This window comes from Cedecea lapagei, assembly GCF_900635955.1.
Lineage (GTDB): Bacteria > Pseudomonadota > Gammaproteobacteria > Enterobacterales > Enterobacteriaceae > Cedecea > Cedecea lapagei.
Genome location: NZ_LR134201.1, coordinates 2,657,990 through 2,677,350, shown reverse-complemented (window position 1 = coordinate 2,677,350; position 19,361 = coordinate 2,657,990). Strand labels below are relative to the sequence as shown.

Annotated in this window: 16 protein-coding genes, 1 other RNA gene and 1 pseudogene; 8 read left to right on the top strand and 10 right to left on the bottom strand. The window is 54.3% G+C overall.

From position 1 onward, the window contains the following. Positions 1-6: 6 nt before the first annotated feature. The 7 genes and pseudogenes from EL098_RS23740 to ppsR all read right to left on the bottom strand — a co-directional run bounded on the left by EL098_RS23740 (position 7) and on the right by ppsR (position 4,492). A pseudogene (locus tag EL098_RS23740) lies at positions 7-598 on the bottom strand (TonB-dependent receptor domain-containing protein). Beyond that, positions 489-1,265, bottom strand: a complete 777-nt coding sequence (locus EL098_RS23735) for a TonB-dependent receptor domain-containing protein (RefSeq protein WP_331852859.1) — start codon at positions 1,263-1,265, stop codon at positions 489-491. Before EL098_RS23735 ends, EL098_RS23740 begins: the two are co-directional and overlap by 110 nt. Then, a complete protein-coding gene (locus EL098_RS23730) occupies positions 1,249-1,683 on the bottom strand; it encodes a TonB-dependent receptor plug domain-containing protein (RefSeq protein ID WP_331852843.1) in 435 nt (144 codons plus the stop codon). The genes EL098_RS23735 and EL098_RS23730 overlap by 17 nt, the downstream gene beginning before the upstream one ends. Next, positions 1,604-1,987: a TonB-dependent receptor plug domain-containing protein gene (locus EL098_RS23725; protein WP_331852842.1), complete on the bottom strand. Its 384-nt coding sequence runs from the start codon at positions 1,985-1,987 to the stop codon at positions 1,604-1,606. Before EL098_RS23725 ends, EL098_RS23730 begins: the two co-directional genes overlap by 80 nt. 102 nt (positions 1,988-2,089) lie before the next feature. Next, positions 2,090-2,254, bottom strand: a complete 165-nt coding sequence (gene hemP, locus EL098_RS12885; RefSeq protein WP_126356573.1) for a hemin uptake protein HemP — start codon at positions 2,252-2,254, stop codon at positions 2,090-2,092. Positions 2,255-2,441: 187 nt separating this feature from the next. Next, on the bottom strand, positions 2,442-3,488 hold the full coding sequence (gene aroH / locus EL098_RS12880; protein ID WP_126356571.1) for a 3-deoxy-7-phosphoheptulonate synthase AroH: 1,047 nt from the start codon (positions 3,486-3,488) through the stop codon (positions 2,442-2,444). Positions 3,489-3,658: 170 nt separating this feature from the next. After that, complete coding sequence (gene ppsR / locus EL098_RS12875; protein ID WP_008456534.1) at positions 3,659-4,492, bottom strand: posphoenolpyruvate synthetase regulatory kinase/phosphorylase PpsR; 834 nt, start codon at positions 4,490-4,492, stop codon at positions 3,659-3,661. Positions 4,493-4,819: 327 nt separating this feature from the next. Here ppsR and ppsA point away from each other — a divergent pair, with 327 nt between their 5' ends. Then, positions 4,820-7,198, top strand: coding sequence for a phosphoenolpyruvate synthase (gene ppsA / locus EL098_RS12870; RefSeq protein ID WP_126356569.1), 2,379 nt, complete (start codon positions 4,820-4,822; stop codon positions 7,196-7,198). Between the two features lie 193 nt (positions 7,199-7,391). On the opposite strand, the gene rprA is transcribed toward ppsA, so the two are convergent. Together rprA and ydiK are read right to left on the bottom strand one after the other, a co-directional pair. Then, an RNA gene (gene rprA / locus EL098_RS12865) (antisense sRNA RprA) lies at positions 7,392-7,498 on the bottom strand. Positions 7,499-7,699: 201 nt separating this feature from the next. Beyond that, a complete protein-coding gene (ydiK, locus tag EL098_RS12860; protein ID WP_126356567.1) occupies positions 7,700-8,818 on the bottom strand; it encodes an AI-2E family transporter YdiK in 1,119 nt (372 codons plus the stop codon). Positions 8,819-9,021: 203 nt separating this feature from the next. On the opposite strand from ydiK, the gene ydiJ reads away from it, so the two are divergent. The 4 genes from ydiJ to EL098_RS12840 all read left to right on the top strand — a co-directional run bounded on the left by ydiJ (position 9,022) and on the right by EL098_RS12840 (position 14,058). Beyond that, positions 9,022-12,078, top strand: a complete 3,057-nt coding sequence (ydiJ, locus tag EL098_RS12855) for a D-2-hydroxyglutarate dehydrogenase YdiJ (RefSeq protein ID WP_126356566.1) — start codon at positions 9,022-9,024, stop codon at positions 12,076-12,078. Next, positions 12,075-12,485 (top strand): 1,4-dihydroxy-2-naphthoyl-CoA hydrolase, encoded by a 411-nt coding sequence (gene menI / locus EL098_RS12850; protein ID WP_126356565.1) that lies wholly within the window; start codon positions 12,075-12,077, stop codon positions 12,483-12,485. Before ydiJ ends, menI begins: the two co-directional genes overlap by 4 nt. A 154-nt stretch (positions 12,486-12,639) precedes the next feature. Beyond that, positions 12,640-13,458, top strand: a complete 819-nt coding sequence (locus EL098_RS12845; RefSeq protein WP_126356564.1) for a CPBP family intramembrane glutamic endopeptidase — start codon at positions 12,640-12,642, stop codon at positions 13,456-13,458. 123 nt (positions 13,459-13,581) lie between these two features. Further along, positions 13,582-14,058: a hypothetical protein gene (locus tag EL098_RS12840; protein WP_126356563.1), complete on the top strand. Its 477-nt coding sequence runs from the start codon at positions 13,582-13,584 to the stop codon at positions 14,056-14,058. Between the two features lie 45 nt (positions 14,059-14,103). On the opposite strand, the gene EL098_RS12835 is transcribed toward EL098_RS12840, so the two are convergent. Then, positions 14,104-15,744, bottom strand: a complete 1,641-nt coding sequence (locus EL098_RS12835; protein ID WP_126356562.1) for an ABC1 kinase family protein — start codon at positions 15,742-15,744, stop codon at positions 14,104-14,106. Positions 15,745-16,313: 569 nt separating this feature from the next. Here EL098_RS12835 and EL098_RS23280 point away from each other — a divergent pair. The 3 genes from EL098_RS23280 (at position 16,314) to sufB (ending at position 19,360) form a co-directional block, all read left to right on the top strand. After that, entirely contained in the window at positions 16,314-17,075 is a 762-nt protein-coding gene (locus tag EL098_RS23280) for a YadA-like family protein (RefSeq protein WP_232012213.1), read from the top strand. A gap of 426 nt (positions 17,076-17,501) precedes the next feature. Then, positions 17,502-17,870 (top strand): Fe-S cluster assembly scaffold SufA, encoded by a 369-nt coding sequence (sufA, locus tag EL098_RS12825; protein ID WP_126356561.1) that lies wholly within the window; start codon positions 17,502-17,504, stop codon positions 17,868-17,870. Positions 17,871-17,878: 8 nt separating this feature from the next. Then, positions 17,879-19,360, top strand: a complete 1,482-nt coding sequence (sufB, locus tag EL098_RS12820) for a Fe-S cluster assembly protein SufB (RefSeq protein WP_126356560.1) — start codon at positions 17,879-17,881, stop codon at positions 19,358-19,360. Position 19,361: the final 1 nt, after the last annotated feature.

Genomic DNA, 19,361 nt, shown 5'->3' with positions numbered 1-19,361 from the left:
ACTCCTTTACCATTGATAGCTCACGAAAATTTTACCGTTGCGGCCATCCTGCGGGAGACCCTGCGGAGACCAGTACTCTTTATCGAAGGCGTTGCCAAACACCAGCGTGGTGGTTAAACCACGCAGCTGCTGCTGCCCTTTATAGCTGACATAAAAATCGCTGACCGCGTAGCCCGGCTGCTGTGCATAGGCGCTGCTGATGTGGGTGGAGCGCTCGGCGAAGGTGCCGACCCAGCCCACGGAGAAGCCGCTGTGCGCCACCGGAATGTCCAGCGTGGTGGTGACGGTGTCCGGGTTCAGGCTGGAGATGTACTCGCCGGTGTCCTCATCTTTGCCACGAGTGCGGTTATAGGCGGTATCCAGGCTAAACAGATCGGCGGTGTACTTCGCGGTCACGTCCCAGCCCCAGATTTTGGCTTTCGGAACGTTGTAGGACATGGTCGTCATTTTTGCGCATATCGACTGCGGTAGAGATGTAATCTTTCGCTTTAGTGTCGAAGTAGCTGGCTTTGAACTCCACGCCATCGTTGGCCATTGCCAGATTGTCGAAGCGCAGGCCGAAACCGTACTCCTGCGTTTCGTTGGTTTCCGGGCGCAGGTTCGGGTTTTGGTACCCAGTAGTTGGTGCCGAGCCGCGGGATAGTAAAGTGTTTAGAATCGTTATACATCTCGCCCATGGTCGGGGCACGGAACGCCTGCGCCCAGGAGCCAAACAGCATCAGCCAGTCGGTTGGGCTGACGGAAACCGCTCCGCGTGATGACCACTTGTCAGCGTCTACGTCTTTATAACCCTGGCTGCTGCCGCTGTAGTTGTCGTAGCGCGTGCCGGCCAGAATGGAAATCGGCAGATCGCGCAGGGTGATCTCATCCTGCAGCCAGCCGGAACCGAAATCGATCTTCGCCTGCGGGAAACCGGTTGTCAGACCGCCCGGGTTCTGTTCCTGACGGTAATATTCGCCGCCATAGGTCACCAGGTTAGCCGCAAAGCTGTCGTTAAACAGACGGCTGCGGTTTTCAAGCTTGCCGCCTTTGGTGGTTTGCTTGCGGAACTCGCCGCCCTGGCCGGGAGTTTCAGCGTTGATGCGTGCTTCAGACCACCAGGCCGTCGCGGTGGCGTTAAGCCAGTCATTGTCCTGCGGACCCAGGTGATATTTCAGCTGGGCGTCACGCTGAATGGTCGAGCGATTGGTCATTGGGTTGCCGGAAGAGGCATCCGGCGTCTGCGGGTTTTTCGGTTCGCGCGCGCTGTTATTGTAGTAGCGCAGGGAGCCGGAAAGAGACTGGGGCTGAGTCGATATACCAGGTGCCTTTGGTCAGCAGGTTGCCAATATTTTCGTCGTTAGGTGCCGTTTCACCGTCGCTCTGGCGCAGATTACCGCGGTCGCGGCTGGACCAGGCGACGACGCCGTCCAGATTATCCGTGCGGCCAAAGGCGCTTGCGCCCATGCCAAGGCTGTGGTCGCCGGTGCCGCCGGTACCGAATACGCGGTAGCCGCTGTTCTGTCCTTCAAACAACAGGTCGGCGGCGTCTGCGGTTTCATAGGAGATCACGCCGCCGAGTGCGCCGCTGCCGTAAAGCAGGGCTGCCGGGCCACGCACCACTTCAATGCGCTTGATCAGCGCCGGGTCGAGGAAGGTGCTGTTCAGGTGGCCGGTATCGGTCCCCTGACGAACACCGTCCACCTAGGATAAGTATGCCCCGTCGGTCGTAACCACGCATGTTGATATCCTGGCCGTTGGTGCGCCCGGTGCCGTCGAGGGTGATTCCCGGGACTTTACGCAGCATGTCCGCGGCAGAGGTAGAGGTCTGACTCTCCGGCGAATTCGCGTCGATAACGCTGACCATCATAGGGGCTTCGAAAGTACTGCGCTGGTTACCGGTGGCAACCACGGTCATCTGCTCGTCTTTGGCAAAAGCGGGCAGGGCAGTAAAAACGGCTAACGTGAGTACAGACAGACGAAAACCTGCTGTGTTGGTGCGAGGCATAGCGCAACTCTCCATAAGAATAACGAAAGCGCTGGCTGCCTGGGGATAACCTGGGTGGCTGGCTAATTTCCCCGTTTGGTGGCGGGGATCGGTTTGTTTAATTTATTTGGTCAGGATGAGCTTCCCGGCCTGAGTCTGGCGTAACAGATACTGTTGTCCCTCATGGACAATAACGACGCGGCCATCGGCACCGAGCAGCGTTCTGCTGTCAACCTGACGAGGTTCTTTCTCAGGCTGAGGGCGGGCGGGGGTGAATGGTTTGTCCATACGCTTCACTCTGTTTATAAATAGCAATCAATATAACAATGAGAATCATTATCAGAAAAAGCTGAATCAGCAGCAAGCATTATTTGTGATAATAATGTGAACAGGGGAATTTTTCTGCGGACGCGTTGTCGTGAAGGGCAATGCTATGATATCCGGCGGGTTATTGGACACCCGCCGGGCGTAAAAATCAGAAGCGTCGGTCCGTGGCCTGAGCCAGCATGGCGACCAGCGTTTCCGTATCTTCCCAGTTCAGGCAGGGATCGGTGATCGACTGGCCATAGGTCAGCGGCTGGCCGGCGACAATTTGCTGGGTCCCCTCTTTCAGGAAACTTTCCGCCATGATGCCGGCGATCGCGCGGGAGCCGTTGCGTATTTGCGTGCAAACATCTTCGCACACCTCCAGCTGGCGGCGATGCTGTTTCTGGCAGTTGCCGTGGCTGAAATCAATCACCAGATGCTCAGGTAAGTCGAACGCGCTCAGCGTGTCGCAGGCCGCGGCGATATCTTCCGCGTGGTAATTCGGCTGCTTGCCGCCGCGCATAATAATATGGCCATAGGGGTTGCCGCTGGTCTGGTAAATCGTCATCTGCCCCTGTTTATCTGGGGAGAGGAACATATGGCTGGCGCGGGCGGCGCGGATGGCATCAACCGCAATGCGGGTATTGCCGTCAGTGCCGTTCTTAAAGCCCACCGGGCAGGAGAGGGCGGACGCCATCTCACGGTGGATCTGGCTTTCGGTCGTGCGTGCGCCAATCGCGCCCCAGCTGATCAGGTCGGCGATATACTGCCCGGTCACCATATCCAGGAATTCCGTCGCGGTGGGGACACCAAGCTCATTCACCTGCAGCAGCAGGCGGCGAGCCTGTTCGAGGCCGTGATTAATCCGGTAGCTGCCGTTCAGATCGGGATCGGAAATTAATCCTTTCCAGCCGACGACGGTGCGGGGTTTTTCGAAGTAGGTGCGCATCACAATCTCAAGGCGATCCTGATGTTTATCGCGCAGCGTTCTGAGCTGACGCGCATAGTCCATCGCGGCGTCAAGATCGTGTATAGAGCAGGGGCCGACGATAACCAGCAGGCGCTTATCTTCGCCGGTAAGGATCTTTTCGATCCGGCGGCGTGCGGCGGTCACGTGCTGCGCAACATCAGCGGAAACCGGGAAACGTTCGGTCAGCTCGGCCGGGGTCACCAGACTGTCGATGCGCGCGGTTCGCAATTCATCTGTTTTGTTCATTGGGTGTCTCAGAATTTTTGTCTTCTCTGCGGCAGATTTACCGGGAAGTGATGGGGATCACAATAAACCAAAGCTGACCGATTTCAACATTCGGCCCGCTTTGGCGAAGGGATTGCCCCACCGCAGTCTGTACACCCTAACATACAGGTCTGCTCTTTTGTACTAGTTTCTTAGTACATGCGGCGATTCAGCCCCATAATGTCGAGAATTTTCGTCGCCATCTCCTCTACGGAGTAATTGGTGCTGTTGAGGTAGCGAATCTGGTTTTTGCGGAACAGCGCCTCCACCTCCGCCACCTCAAGACGGCACTGGCGCAGGGAGGCGTAGCGGCTGTTTTCGCGGCGCTCCTCGCGAATGGCGGCCAGCCGTTCAGGGTTGATGGTCAGGCCAAAAAGTTTGTGCTGCAGCGGTTTAAGCACCGCGGGCAGCTGAATATTGTCCATATCATCGGCAATAAAAGGGTAGTTGGCGGCGCGAATGCCAAACTGCATGGCCAGATAGAGGCTGGTTGGGGTTTTTCCGCAGCGCGAGACGCCCAGCAAAATCACCTGCGCCTGGTCCAGATTGCGCATCGAAATGCCGTCATCGTGCGCCAGCGTGTAGTCTATGGCGGCAATGCGGGCATCGTACTTTGTCAGATTGCCGGGATTAAGACCGTGGGTTCTGTGGGCGACGGGCGTAGGGTCGAGCTTTAGCTCCTGCTGCAGCGGGGCGACCAGCGTCTGCACGATGTCCTGGCAGAAGCCTTCGCTCTGCATAATGATGTCGCGGATATTGGGCAGAACGATGGAATAAAACACCAGCGGGCGCACGCCGGTCTGCTGGTAAATCGCGTCAATCTGCTCTTTTACCGCTTTTGCCCGGCTTTCGTTTTCAACAAACGGCAGCGTAATACTGTTGATAGATACCGGGAATTGTGACATCACCGCATGGCCAAGTACCTCTGCGGTAATTGCCGTGCCATCGGAAATACAAAATACCTGACGATCGACTAAGTTATCCATTTTTATTCCTGAGCGGAGTACCGGTTTGACTAAAGCATAAAGTAAAACAAGGCATTCCGAGTAGCGTTAATCTTAATTTAAAAAGTGAAATAGCGTTTTTAAATTTAATAAACCATCAGGAATATATTCAAATCAATATGATAACCATCCTAACTGTAAGGATTATATGATAATCAATGGTTTATGAAATGAGCGGATCTATCCGAAAATCTCATATTTTATTTTGCTTGAACGATTCACTGGTTTCATTCCCCCCTCATAATATGCAAAGCTAAATACGAAGTCTGGTGTTTCTTGTACCCATTCATTTAAAAAAGGATTGTTTCGATGTCCAATAACGGCTCGTCATCGCTGGTGCTTTGGTATAACCAACTCGGCATGAATGATGTAGACAGGGTCGGGGGCAAAAATGCCTCCCTGGGTGAAATGATTACCAACCTTTCGGGCGTAGGTGTTTCCGTCCCGAACGGTTTTGCCACTACCGCCGATGCGTTTAACCTGTTTCTCGACCAGAGCGGCGTGAACCAGCGTATTTATGAGCTGCTGGATAAAACCGATATTGACGACGTTAGCGCACTGGCGAAAGCCGGGGCCCAAATTCGCCAGTGGATTATTGATACGCCTTTCCAGCCCGAGCTGGAAGAGGCCATCCGAGAAGCCTATGAAACGCTCTCTTCCGATGATGCTAAAGCCTCCTTTGCGGTGCGTTCTTCCGCCACCGCGGAAGACATGCCGGACGCCTCCTTTGCCGGGCAACAAGAAACCTTCCTCAACGTCCAGGGCTTTGATGCCGTGCTGGTGGCGGTGAAGCACGTCTTCGCCTCGCTGTTTAACGACCGTGCGATCTCCTACCGTGTGCATCAGGGCTACGACCACCGTGGCGTGGCGCTCTCCGCTGGCGTTCAGCGTATGGTGCGCTCCGACCTGGCCTCTTCCGGGGTGATGTTCTCCATCGATACCGAATCTGGTTTCGATCAGGTGGTGTTTATTACCGCCGCGTGGGGTCTCGGGGAAATGGTGGTGCAGGGTGCGGTTAACCCGGATGAATTCTACGTGCACAAGCCAACGCTTGAAGCTGGCAATCCGGCCATTGTTCGCCGCACCATGGGGTCTAAAAAAATCCGCATGGTCTATGCGCCGACTCAGGAACACGGTAAGCAGGTACGTATTGAAGACGTGCCGGAAGCCGACCGCGACCGCTTCAGCATCACTCCCGAAGAGATTCAGGAGCTGGCTAAGCAGGCCGTACAGATTGAAAAACATTATGGCCGCCCGATGGATATCGAGTGGGCTAAAGACGGCCATACCGGCAAGCTGTTTATCGTTCAGGCTCGCCCGGAAACCGTGCGTTCTCAGGGGCAGGTGATGGAGCGCTACCAGCTGCACGCCCAGGGGCAGATTGTGGCGGAAGGTCGCGCGATTGGTCACCGCATCGGCGCAGGCCCGGTAAAAGTCATCCACGACATCAGCGAAATGAACCGCATTCAGCCGGGCGACGTACTGGTCACCGACATGACCGACCCGGACTGGGAACCGATCATGAAAAAAGCGGCGGCGATTGTCACCAACCGCGGCGGGCGTACCTGCCATGCGGCGATCATCGCACGTGAGCTTGGCATCCCTGCCGTTGTGGGCTGCGGCGATGCCACCGAGCGCATGACAGAGGGCCAGAACGTGACCGTATCCTGCGCCGAAGGCGATACCGGCTACGTTTACGCTGAAATTCTCGACTTCACCGTGAAGAGCTCAACGGTTGACGCGATGCCGGACCTGCCGCTGAAAATCATGATGAACGTCGGTAACCCGGATCGTGCATTTGACTTCGCCTGCCTGCCAAACGAGGGCGTTGGCCTTGCTCGCCTGGAATTTATCATCAACCGTATGATTGGCGTGCACCCGCGCGCGCTGCTGGAGTTCGACCAGCAGGAGCCCGCCCTGCAGGCTGAGATCCGCTCGATGATGAAAGGCTATGACGACCCGGTTGAGTTCTACGTTGGTCGCCTGACGGAAGGGATCGCCACCCTGGGCGCGGCGTTCTGGCCGAAGCGAGTGATCGTGCGTCTTTCCGACTTTAAGTCTAACGAATACGCCAACCTTGTCGGCGGCGAGCGTTATGAGCCGGAAGAGGAGAACCCAATGCTGGGCTTCCGCGGCGCCGGTCGCTACGTGGCGGACAGCTTCCGTGACTGCTTCGCGCTGGAATGTGCGGCGATGAAGCGCGTGCGTAACGAAATGGGCCTGACTAACGTCGAAGTGATGGTGCCGTTTGTGCGTACCGTTGCCCAGGCGAAAGCGGTTGTTGAAGAGCTGGAGCGCCAGGGCCTGAAGCGCGGTGAGAACGGGCTTAAGATCATCATGATGTGCGAGATCCCGTCCAACGCCCTGCTGGCGGACGAGTTCCTGCAATATTTCGATGGTTTCTCTATCGGCTCCAACGATATGACGCAGCTTGCGCTGGGCCTGGACCGTGATTCTGGCGTGGTTTCCGAACTGTTTGACGAGCGTAACGATGCGGTGAAAGCGCTGCTGTCGATGGCGATTAAAGCTGCGAAGAAACAGGGCAAATATGTAGGGATCTGCGGTCAGGGGCCTTCCGACCATGAAGACTTCGCGGCCTGGCTGATGGAGGAGGGGATTGACAGTCTCTCCCTGAACCCGGACACCGTAGTGCAGACCTGGCTGAGCCTTGCCGAGCTGAAAAAGTAACGCTTCATCCCTCTCCTGACCAGGAGAGGGCTTAGCCCCGGTATCTTTCCGCCTCGCGTTGGGAAATTCACCGGGGCTGCCATCATCCCCGCTTAATCAAATCCTTTATGCCGGAAATAATGGCTTCGCACCACGCGGCATCTTTATCGCGTGATATGGCCTCGAGCTGCTGCGTATCCGGATAAACTCACCCTAAAAAAAAAGCCCATCATCAAGATGGGCAAAGACTACACACAGCAATTCGTTGTTTCACTCAGGGGATTTCGATGCTTATAAATCAACGTGTTGATTCATAACCGTGAGTTAAATAGTAGGCATCTGGTTACGCGGCGTCACTCAGATTCGTCTCAATCGTTAATCAAAGGTAAAGGAACGAAGCCAGAATCATTGGGTGAAGGCGCTTTAACGGCCGGAATGGCGAGGAAATAGAACGTTATTGATTAGTGTCATTAATCATTTGAGTGGAATCACTCCCCCATGCAGATGGGGGAGTGGAGAACATTATTTTTTGACGCTGAGCGTCTCCTGCTCTTCAAGCAGCTCAACCACCTCTTGCGGGTCGTCCTGCGGCGCCGGGGCCTCATGCATCCAGACCGAAATCAGTCGGTATGAGACGGCCAGCAGCACCGGGCCGATAAACAGGCCAATCATCCCGAAGGCGATTAATCCGCCGATAACGCCGGAGAGAATCAGGATCATCGGCAGGTCTGCGCCCATGCGGATCAGCATCGGGCGGATCACGTTATCCATGGTGCCAACGACGCAGCTCCAGACCAGCAGCACCGTGCCCCATGTAGTATCTCCGCTCCAGTAAAGCCAGATAATCGCCGGCACCAGAATCACCAGCGGGCCAAGCTGAATCAGGCAGCTAAGCACCATCAGCACCGTTAGCAGGGCTGCATAAGGAATTCCCGATACCGCCAGACCAATACCGCCCAGCACGCCCTGAACCAGCGCGGTGACGACGACGCCCAGCGCCACGGCGCGGATGGCCTGACCGGCCAGCAGCACGGCGGCATCCCCTCGTTTATCCGCCAGACGGAAGGCAAAGTGGCGAATCCCGTTACCCAACGTTTCACCCTTCGCATAGAGCAGCACGCTGAACAGCAGCATCAGGCCAAGGTGCATCAGCAGGGTACCGATATGCACGGCCTGGCCGAGGAACCAGCTGGTGGTGGTGCCGATATACGGACGGACTTTTTCCATAATCGCGCTGCCGCCGCTGCTGACCAGTGTATTCCAGCCGCTGTAAAGTTTGTCGCCAATGAGCGGAATGCTGTGCAGCCACTCAAAGGTCGGCAGCTCCATATGGCCTTTTGTCGCCCAGTTAATGACCGGACCGCTGTTGTCCACCAGGCTGTTGACCAGCATGGCAATCGGGATAACGAACAGCATCAGCAGGAGCAGCGTCATCACCAGCACCGCCAGCGAGCGTTTTCCCCACAGCAGATTTTGCAGTTTGATGAGCAGCGGCCAGGTGGCAATCACGATAGTCCCGGCCCAGGCGAAGCCTAAAACAAAGGGACGCACGATCCACAGACAGGCGATAATCATCACCGAAATAAACAGCACGGACAGCAGGATCTGCAGCAGATCCTTTGGCTGACTGACTTTGATCATAGAAAGAATCACCTCAATAAAATGCACCTGCGCTGAATTCGCATGGCGATATTACAATGATGATGTATTTCCTCGATTTTTGACAGGCGGAATTCGCATCGTGTTATCTGAAATAACAGCCGCAAATCCTGACGGAATATGATAAAAACAAAACAGACACGCAAACGATAACTCTTACTACGCAACACAGGGTCGACCCGTCAATGATCCCACAAATTTCTCAGGCACCTGGCGTCGTTCAGCTGGTGCTCAGCTATTTAGCATCACTGGAGCAACAGGGCTTTACCGGCGATACCGCCACCAGCTACGCGGACCGCCTGACCATGGCGACCGACAACAGCATCTACCAGCTGCTGCCGGATGCGGTGCTGTTTCCGCGTTCAACCGCTGACGTGACGCTTATCGCCCGGGTAGCGTCTGAAGAGCGCTTTAAATCGCTGATCTTTACCCCTCGCGGCGGCGGAACAGGCACCAACGGCCAGTCGCTGAACGGCGGCATTGTGGTGGATATGTCCCGCTATATGAACCGCATTATCGAAATCAACCCCGAACAGGGCTGGGTGCGGGTGGAAGCGGGCGTGATTAAAGATCAGCTCAACCAGTTCCTTAAGCCACATGGCTATTTCTTCGCGCCGGAGCTTTCGACCAGCAACCGCGCCACGCTGGGCGGGATGATTAATACCGATGCCTCCGGGCAGGGCTCTCTGGTGTATGGCAAAACTTCCGATCACGTGCTGGGTGTGCGCGCCGTACTGATGGACGGTGAAATTCTGGATACCCACCAGATGGCGACGCCGCTTGCCGAAGAGCTGGGCCGCGAAGAGACAACCAGCGGAAAAATCTACCGCACGGTACTTGAGCGCTGCCGCGAACAACGTCAGCTGATTATCGATAAATTCCCTAAGCTGAACCGCTTCCTCACCGGCTACGATCTGCGTCATGTGTTTAATGACGATCTGAGCAAGTTCGATTTAACGAGGATTCTGACCGGTTCCGAGGGCACGCTGGCGTTTATCACCGAGGCGAAGCTGGATATCACCCGTTTGCCGAAGGTGCGCCGTCTGGTGAACGTGAAATATGACTCTTTTGACTCAGCGCTGCGCAATGCCCCTTTTATGGTTGATGCCAGGGCGTTGTCGGTTGAAACCGTCGATTCCAAAGTATTGAACCTGGCGCGGGAAGATATCGTCTGGCATTCGGTCAGCGAATTGATTACCGACGTGCCGGATAAAGAGATGCTTGGCCTGAACATCGTTGAGTTCGCCGGGGACGATAAAGAGCTTATCGATGGCCAGGTGACTGCGTTATGCGCTCGCCTTGATGCTTTGATGGCCGCAGGCGACGGCGGCGTGATTGGCTGGCAGGTATGCGATGAACTGGCCGGCATCGAAAAAATTTACGGTATGCGTAAAAAGGCCGTGGGCCTGCTGGGGAACGCCAAAGGGCTGGCAAAACCGATTCCGTTTGCCGAAGATACCTGCGTGCCGCCGCAGCACCTCGCGGACTACATCGTGGAGTTCCGTGCCTTGCTGGACAGCCATAGCCTGAGCTATGGGATGTTTGGCCACGTCGATGCTGGCGTACTTCATGTTCGTCCGGCGCTGGACATGTGCGATCCGCAGCAGGAGGTGCTGATGAAAAGTATCTCTGACGACGTGGTGGAGCTGACGGCGAAATACGGCGGTCTACTGTGGGGGGAGCACGGTAAAGGGTTCCGCGCCGAATACAGTCCGGCCTTCTTCGGCGAAACGCTGTATGAAGAGCTGCGCCGCATTAAGGCAGCCTTTGATCCGGACAACCGCCTTAACCCCGGCAAAATCTGTCCGCCGCTCGGCGTGGATGACCCGATGATGCAGGTTGATGCCGTAAAACGCGGGACGTTTGACCGGCAAATCCCTATTGCGGTGCGTACCTCATGGCGCGGCGCGATGGAGTGTAACGGTAACGGGCTGTGCTTTAACTTCGACGTGAAAAGCCCGATGTGCCCGTCGATGAAGATCTCAAGCAACCGCATCCACTCCCCAAAGGGGCGAGCCACGCTGACCCGCGAATGGCTGCGCCTGCTGGCCGAGCGAGGCGTTGATCCGCTTAAGCTTGAGAAACAGCTTCCGGAGCAGCGCGCCAGCCTTCGAGGCCTTATCGAGCGTACCCGAAACTCCTGGCATGCCGGCAAGGGCGAATACGATTTTTCGCACGAAGTGAAAGAGGCGATGTCCGGCTGTCTGGCGTGTAAAGCCTGCTCCACGCAGTGTCCGATTAAAATCGACGTGCCGGAATTCCGCTCCCGTTTTCTGCAGCTTTACCACACGCGCTATCTGCGCCCGCTGCGGGACCACGTGGTTGCCTCGGTTGAGAGCTATGCGCCGCTGATGGCGCGAGCGCCGAAAACCTTTAACTTCTTTATGAGCCAGCCGTGGGTGCAGAATCTGTCCCGCAAGCATATCGGTATGGTTGACCTGCCGATGCTGTCCACGCCGACGCTGCAGCAGCAGATGGTCGGCCACCGCTCCGCCAACACGACGCTGGAGCAGCTGGAGCGCTATTCTGACGAGCGGCGGGCAAAAACGGTGCTCGTCGTGCAGGATCCTTTCACCAGCTACTACGATGCTCAGGTTGTGGCGGACTTTATTAAGCTTGCCGATAAGCTGGGCTATGAGCCGGTGGTACTGCCGTTCTCACCGAACGGTAAAGCTCAGCACATTAAAGGGTTCCTGCAGCGTTTTGCGCGTACGGCGAGCAAAACCTCGGAATTCCTGAACCGCATTGCGAAGCTCGGTATGCCGATGGTCGGCGTCGACCCTGCTTTGGTTCTGTGCTATCGCGATGAATATAAACAGACATTAGGTGAAGAACGCGGTGATTTTCAGGTTCAGCTGGTGCACGAATGGCTCCAGTCTGCGCTGAAAGAGAGAGCCGTACAGGAAGCACCCGGCGAAGCCTGGTACCTGTTTGGCCACTGTACCGAAGTCACTGCTCTACCGGCTGCACCGAACCAGTGGGCCGGAATTTTTGCTCGTTTTGGCGCGAAGCTCGAAAGCGTAAGCGTTGGCTGCTGCGGCATGGCCGGCACCTACGGTCACGAGGTGAAAAATCTCGCCAATTCATTGGGCATCTATGAACTATCCTGGCATCAGGCGATGCAACGCCTGCCGCGCAACCGCTGTCTGGCGACCGGCTACTCCTGCCGCAGCCAGGTCAAGCGCGTTGAGGGCAACGGCGTACGGCATCCATTACAGGCTCTTCTGGAGATTATCGGATGATTTGGCGACGTGAAGCTACGCTTGCCGCGCTCAACAAAATGGGCGCGAACAATATGGTTGGCCATGTAGGCATTGAATTTACGCGTTTTGATGACAACGAAATAGAGGCCACCATGCCGGTGGATGAGCGCACCCGGCAGCCGTTTGGCCTGCTGCACGGCGGCGCATCGGTGGTGCTGGCGGAAACGCTGGGCTCGGTGGCGGGCTATCTGTGCACCGAAGGCGACCAGAAGGTTGTCGGCCTGGAGGTGAACGCCAACCACCTCCGCTCAGCGCGCGACGGTATTGTGCGCGGCGTTTGCCGCGCGGTGCATGCGGGCCGCCGTCATCAGGTGTGGCAAATTGATATCTACGATCAGCAGGACCAGCTGTGCTGCACTTCCCGCCTGACGACGGCGGTGGTGTAAGTCATCGGTTAAAATAATCCCACGCCCCGTCTTCAGGGGGGTGGGCTACCGCCTGTAGTTTCTGCTTGTTATCATTTTCTAAAAAAACTATATATCCCCGGTTAACTTTGATAAAAAGCCCAGAACAGGATGTTTATTAGCTTAAGGACAAACTATGTGGTTATTACTGGCTGCGGCCTTGTTGGTTTTGCAATTTAATAAAAAGATCTCCCTCGGATTATTACTGGCAACCGTGGTTTGGGGCGCCGTTGACGGTGTGCTGGACTGGCGGGCGCTTGTTTCTCTCGCTGTCGTTATTGTTCTTGCGCTGGCTTATCTGAAAGCTGGAGGCAGAAAGCCCATCAGCTACGCGCTTGAGTTTTTGCTGGTGGCGGCTGCCGTGGGCATGACAATTCACGTTATTCCCGGCTTTCATAATCCAAAGGTGCTGGACTCGGTAGTCGCCGGGCCGCAAAGCGCACCGTTCTCCATGTATTACAATTTCGATAAAGCGCTGGTGCCCTTTATTCTGCTGGTGGTGATGAAGTCGCTGTTTGTCAGCGAGCCAAAATATCAGCCCGCTAAGCCCTGGTGGCTTTTGCTGGTTGCTGTGATTCCGGGATTATTGCTGCTGGCGGTAGCGCTGGGTGGGTTGAAGATTGAACCGCACGCACCTCAGTGGCTGCTGCCCTTCCTGTTCGCCAATATCTTCTTTGTTTCTCTGGCGGAAGAGGCATTATTCCGTGGCTATCTCCAGCAGCGTTTGTCCGGATTTATGCATCCAGTGTTTGCGCTGATTATATCTGCCGCGATATTCGGCGGACTCCATTTTGCTGGTGGGCCCCTGCTGATTATTTTTGCTGCGCTTGCTGGCCTTATTTATGGCCTGGCATGGATGTGGAGTGGGCGGCTGTGGGTTGCCGTCGCGTTTCACGTCGGGCTGAATATCACCCATTTATTGCTGTTTACTTACCCGATGCTGCGGCATGGTTAAATTGGCTTTCTCACAAAAAGTGGAAAAATTAATCTAAGAATTTTATCAGCGGTAATGTTTATTCCATTTTCTGCTGCCGCTGCTCTTTCATCGGTAGAAAAAGTCACCGCCCCCGGTGGGCAAATGGTTTATAGCATTCAGGGCGAGGCGAGCACGAAAGACACGGAGGATTACGTAGGTGGGGTTCAAATTACCGCCCAAAATACGATCTCCGGCAAGCCGGAGATTCTGCTGGCCGCGGTGCCTGATGATGATCCTAAGATAAACCTTGATGGTTTTACCAATCTTAAGCTCTCGCTGGACGCGAAAACGCTCTATTTCGAAAGCAGCGCCTGGGCAACCTCTGCGGCCGTCCATGCCCTGGATATTGCCAGCCGCCAGGCGAGCTATATTACGGACGGTAGCCTGATATGCCAGGTGGGTAGCGGCACGTATCAGGGAGATCTTATCGTTCAACAGCATCGTTACTTTGTTCAGGGCGGCGCCTATGATTATCTCTACCTTTACGATAAGACCGGTAAAAAGCTTGGGCTGGTTGCCGATGATAACGTCACCAAAGAGCAGGTGTCTGATTTGCGCGAGTCGCTGGGTGATAGCTGATCTTTGGCCCCGTCGAGCAAGAAAGTCACTCAGCTGGGGCTAAGTTCACTGCCTTAAAAGCCGAAAAACCAGCCAGGCGCTCCCTGCAATGCCGCACAATAGGGCGAGCGCAGGGAAGAGCGGGATACCGAATAGCGCTATATTCAGGCCAAACAGCCACGGCGTGACCACTATCAGCAGTGCGGCAATGACAATCGCCAGAGCCAGGGTTGATGCCGCGCATTCAAGCGACTTACCTAACTGGCTAATATTCTCTACGTTAATGTCCGCATGTAATTTACCGTGGCGTAGCCTCTGCATCACCAAACGTAAGGTTTGCGGGAGTGCATCCCCGCCGTCAAGAAGCCGGTTACCTAACCTGAGCAGCCGTTTACGGCTACCCGTGCGGGCATAACGTTTAAACATCTCCTTTTTGATCACCGGCCGCAGGATACTGATGATATCGAACTGCGGATCCATTCTCAGCAGCACGCCGTCCGCGGTGATCAGCGCCTTAAAAAGCAAAACAAGGTCGGGAGGCAGCGCCAGGCGGAATTCCCTGGCGGTGGAAAGCATATCGGTCAGCGCTTTCCCCAACTGCAATCTGAGGTTGCCCTGCTTCTGCAGGAAATAGCTTGCCGCCAGCTCCAGTTCGGTGAGATTGAGTGAATTCTGATCGCTCCAGACAATAAGGGCATCGACAATGCCGCTGGCGTCACGCTCGCTAATGGCGTAAATCAGCGACAGCAGCTCATCTCGCCTTTCCGCGCTCAGGGTGCCGACCATCCCGAAATCAATAAAACCGACCCGGTTGCCTTCCAGCGCCATCACGTTTCCAGGATGGGGATCGGCGTGGTAAATCCGCAGCTCAAAAAGCATATCGATAAATGCTTTCGCGCCAATCCTTGCCAGAAGAGGGCCGTCAAAACCTGCGGCCGCAAGCTGGCTGCCGTCTTCCGGCGAAACGCCGGGCAAAAATGCCTGCACCATCAACGTTGGGCTACACCACTCCCAATAGATCTCTGGAATAACGATCTCGTCAGAATCAGCAAAGAATTGATAAACCTTTTCGCCATTGGCCGCTTCATGGCAAAAATCCAGCTCCTGATGTAGCGCATTCTCCAGATAACGTACCAGCATCACCGGCTGAAAGCGTGCCAGCGTTTCGCTCTGCTGCTCAAGGCTTTCAGCGAGATAACGGAGCAGGCGAAGGTCTGCTTTGACGGTAGTTTCTATGCCGGGACGCTGGATTTTGACGATAACGTCTTCGCCGTTTTTTAGTCTGGCCCGGTGGATTTGCGCTATTGAGCCGCTGGCGAGAGGTGTTTCGTTAAAAGAGGCAAAAACCTCTGCAGGAGCAGCGCCAAGCGTTTCGATGACCTGAGATTCAAGCTGTGACCAGGGGAGCGGGTTGGCGCCTGAGTTCAGCTGGCTTAATGCTTGAGTCCATGCGGGCTCAAGAAGGTCGCTGCGGGTGGAAAGGATCTGCCCAAGTTTTACGAAAGTTGGACCCAGCTCCTCAAGCGCAGCGCAAAGGCGCTGCGGCATCGGCATTGCATCATGGATATTGCTGCTACGGAGTCTGTTATGCAGTGAAGACAACCCCAAGAGCTGTACAATGTCCTGCAATCCGTAGCGGAAAAGAACGCCGGTGATTTCCTGCAGCCTCGCGCGGTCGCGGGCGGTGACCATTATCATTTTCAACATCTGGCTAAACTCCTTTTTCCTTAACAGGAGGATAGCTGATAAATCAAAATATTTTTATCTCTCTCTAAGTTCAGGGCAGATGGAAGCGTCTGCAGGACAATAATAATACTGTTAAAGCTTTGGGGGATAAGCACTTTTGAATACCGCCGATAGAGCATGTTTTATAAAAAGCGATGGGTCCTTCAGGCTCTGATTTAGAGTGTGAAAGTGCGCGTCGTAATGAAGAGGAGTAAAAAGACTCTTCATATTTTTCAGGAGAGGATTCTGGGATGTTTTTGGCTTTATTTACTTATCTTAAATTTTAATTTTCCAGCGCTGTTTATTTTACCATTTTTGCCCGGGGTGGATTCTGAAAATCCAGTATTAAATTGCTGTTTTTTTATCTTTGAATTGTTTTTATTGTCTTGTTTTATTCATGTTTTTCAATGTGTTGAATGTGGTTTTTGTGTTGTGTTTTTTTGAATTTATGATTTTTCTGTTAATGACTTCTCTGTTGCCTTGTTAATTTCATTTGTGAATAATTTTGCCGCGCAGTAAAACTTTCAATTATAAAAATGGAGTGGCATTTTATGAAAAATAAAATTTTTTTATCATTTTTGTTTTCCGGATTATTAATCGGTCATTCTGCTACCGCTGCTGAATGGGGAGACTGGTCTTCGGATGTAACTTCCAGTAATTCTCACGCCGATGCTGCCAAAACCAATGGAAACTTTGGTGATATTAAAAATAACGTTGATACGATTGATTCAACGCTGAATGAGAGTATTCAAAAGCAGCAAGCGGTTAATGAACAACAACAAGCGCTCAATGACAAGCAGGATAACACCAACGTCAAACAGGCAGAGTGGAATGAGAACCAGACAAGCCTGAACAGCCAGCAGAGTGCGGTAAATCAGCAGCAGTCAGAGGTAAATGCAAATCAGGCCACTGTCAACGGTCAGCAGGATGTTGTTAATCAAAATCAGGCAAGTTTGAACACCCAGCAGGGGGCAATCAACCAGAGCCAGGCCAGAAGCAATGCTCAGTTCCAGAACTCGCTTACCCAGCTGAACGGCGATCTTAACCATCTCAGCAACCGTGTAGATAAGCTGGATAACAGAATGAAGCGTGGCTTTGCTTCCCAGTCAGCACTTTCAGGGCTTTTCCAGCCCTATAGCGTCGGCAAGTTTAACCTTTCCGGTTCGTTAGGTGGGTATGAGTCTACCAGCGCGATGGCCATTGGCTCCGGGTATCGGTTCAATGAAAATGTTGCTGCAAAAGCCGGTATCTCAACAAATACCGAGGACTTCAAAGCCGTATCATATAATGCGGCAATCAACTTTGAGTGGTAATGACGCCACTCTGTAGCTAACAGCTATCCTGGTTAACGTTGCTATCTGTTAACCAGGATAGGGGGCCGAACTGGTTGTTTAAAGAACTGCGGTTGCCCTCTGCTGCAGGAAATCTGAAAATTGTTGGTACTTTGCCGTTATCCTTTCACATTCTTTGCGCCTCCAATCGCATAAATAGATATTTTCTATACATCTTTTCCCTTGCCGCCCTCAGCCGTTTTTCATCTTTGATATTTCCTTTTACACCAGTGGGTTAAACAGCTCTTTTCGCCATCTGCAAGAGTTTGCCGACGGTCTATCCTTAGTACAGGCGCCGAAAAAAACAGCGTTTTGCGAATACCCCTGTTTTCATAGCGTTGTATTGATAATTGTTATCATTAACATAAGGGTATCGGCCTTCTGGCGCAGAGAATAATGAGGTGAAGAATGGATGTGCAAACCGGTTCCTTTGATCCCAATGATTTTGCCTGGCAGGGGTTGACCCTGACCCCGGCCGCCAGCGCGCATATTCGCGACCTGGCCGCAAAACAGCCCGAGCTACAGGGCATACGCCTGAGCATCAAACAGACGGGCTGTGCAGGTTTTGGCTACGTGCTGGACACGGTAACCGAGCCGAAGCCGGACGACCTGGTCTATGAGTTCGACGGCGCACGCCTGTGGGTGCCGCTCTCCGCCATGCCTTTTATCGACGGTACTGAAGTCGATTATGTGCGTGAAGGCCTGAATCAGATCTTTAAATTTACTAACCCGAAAGCGCAGCACGAGTGCGGCTGCGGCGAAAGTTTTGGGGTATAGGCGGTACTATGTCTCGTAATACTGAAGCAACTGACGATGTCAAAACCTGGACCGGCAACCTCAATTATAAAGAGGGCTTTTTCACCCAGCTGGAAACTGAGCAGCTGGCAAAAGGCATAAATGAAGAGGTGGTCCGGGCAATCTCTGCCCGTCGCAACGAACCGGACTGGATGCTGGAGTTCCGCCTGAACGCGTTCCATGCGTGGCTGAAAATGGAAGAGCCGCACTGGCTGAAAGCGAATTACGACAAGCTCAATTATCAGGATTACAGCTACTATTCCGCGCCCTCCTGCGGCAGCTGCGATGACACCTGCGCGTCGCAGCCCGGCGCGGTGCAGCAGCCGCCCAATGCGTTTCTCACCAATGAAGTAGAAGATGCCTTTAAGCAGCTCGGTGTGCCGGTACGCGAAGGTAGCGAAGTGGCCGTGGATGCCATCTTTGACTCCGTGTCAGTGGCGACCACCTACCGTGAAAAACTCTCAGAACAGGGCATTATCTTCTGTTCGTTTGGCGAGGCGATTCACGATTACCCGGAGCTGGTAAAAAAATATCTGGGTACCGTGGTGCCCTCAAACGATAACTTCTTTGCCGCGCTTAACGCCGCGGTGGCTTCAGACGGTACTTTTATCTACATCCCTAAAGGCGTGCGCTGCCCGATGGAGCTGTCCACCTATTTCCGTATCAACGCGGAGAAGACCGGGCAGTTCGAGCGCACCATTCTGGTCGCGGATGAAGGCAGCTACGTGAGCTATATCGAAGGCTGCTCCGCGCCGGTGCGTGACAGCTATCAGCTGCATGCTGCGGTAGTGGAAGTCATTATTCATCGTGATGCGGAGGTGAAGTACTCCACGGTGCAAAACTGGTTCCCTGGCGACAACAACACCGGCGGCATCCTGAACTTCGTCACCAAGCGTGCGCTGTGTGAAGGCGAGAACAGCAAGATGTCCTGGACACAGTCGGAAACCGGCTCCGCCATCACCTGGAAATACCCAAGCGTGATCCTGCGTGGCGACAACTCCATCGGCGAGTTCTTCTCCGTGGCGCTCACCTCCGGCCATCAGCAGGCGGACACCGGCACCAAAATGATCCATATCGGCAAGAACACCAAATCGACGATCATCTCGAAAGGGATCTCTGCCGGCCACAGCCAGAACAGCTACCGTGGTCTGGTGAAAATCATGCCGACGGCGACCAATGCCCGCAACTTCACCCAGTGTGACTCGATGCTGATTGGGCCGGACAGCGGGGCGCATACCTTCCCTTACGTGGAGTGCCGCAACAACATGGCGCAGCTGGAGCACGAAGCGACCACATCGCGTATTGGCGAAGACCAGCTGTTCTACTGCCTGCAGCGTGGGATCAGCGAAGACGACGCTATCTCAATGATCGTCAACGGATTCTGCAAAGACGTGTTCTCAGAGTTACCGCTCGAATTCGCGGTGGAAGCACAAAAATTATTAGCCATCAGCCTCGAACACAGCGTCGGTTAAG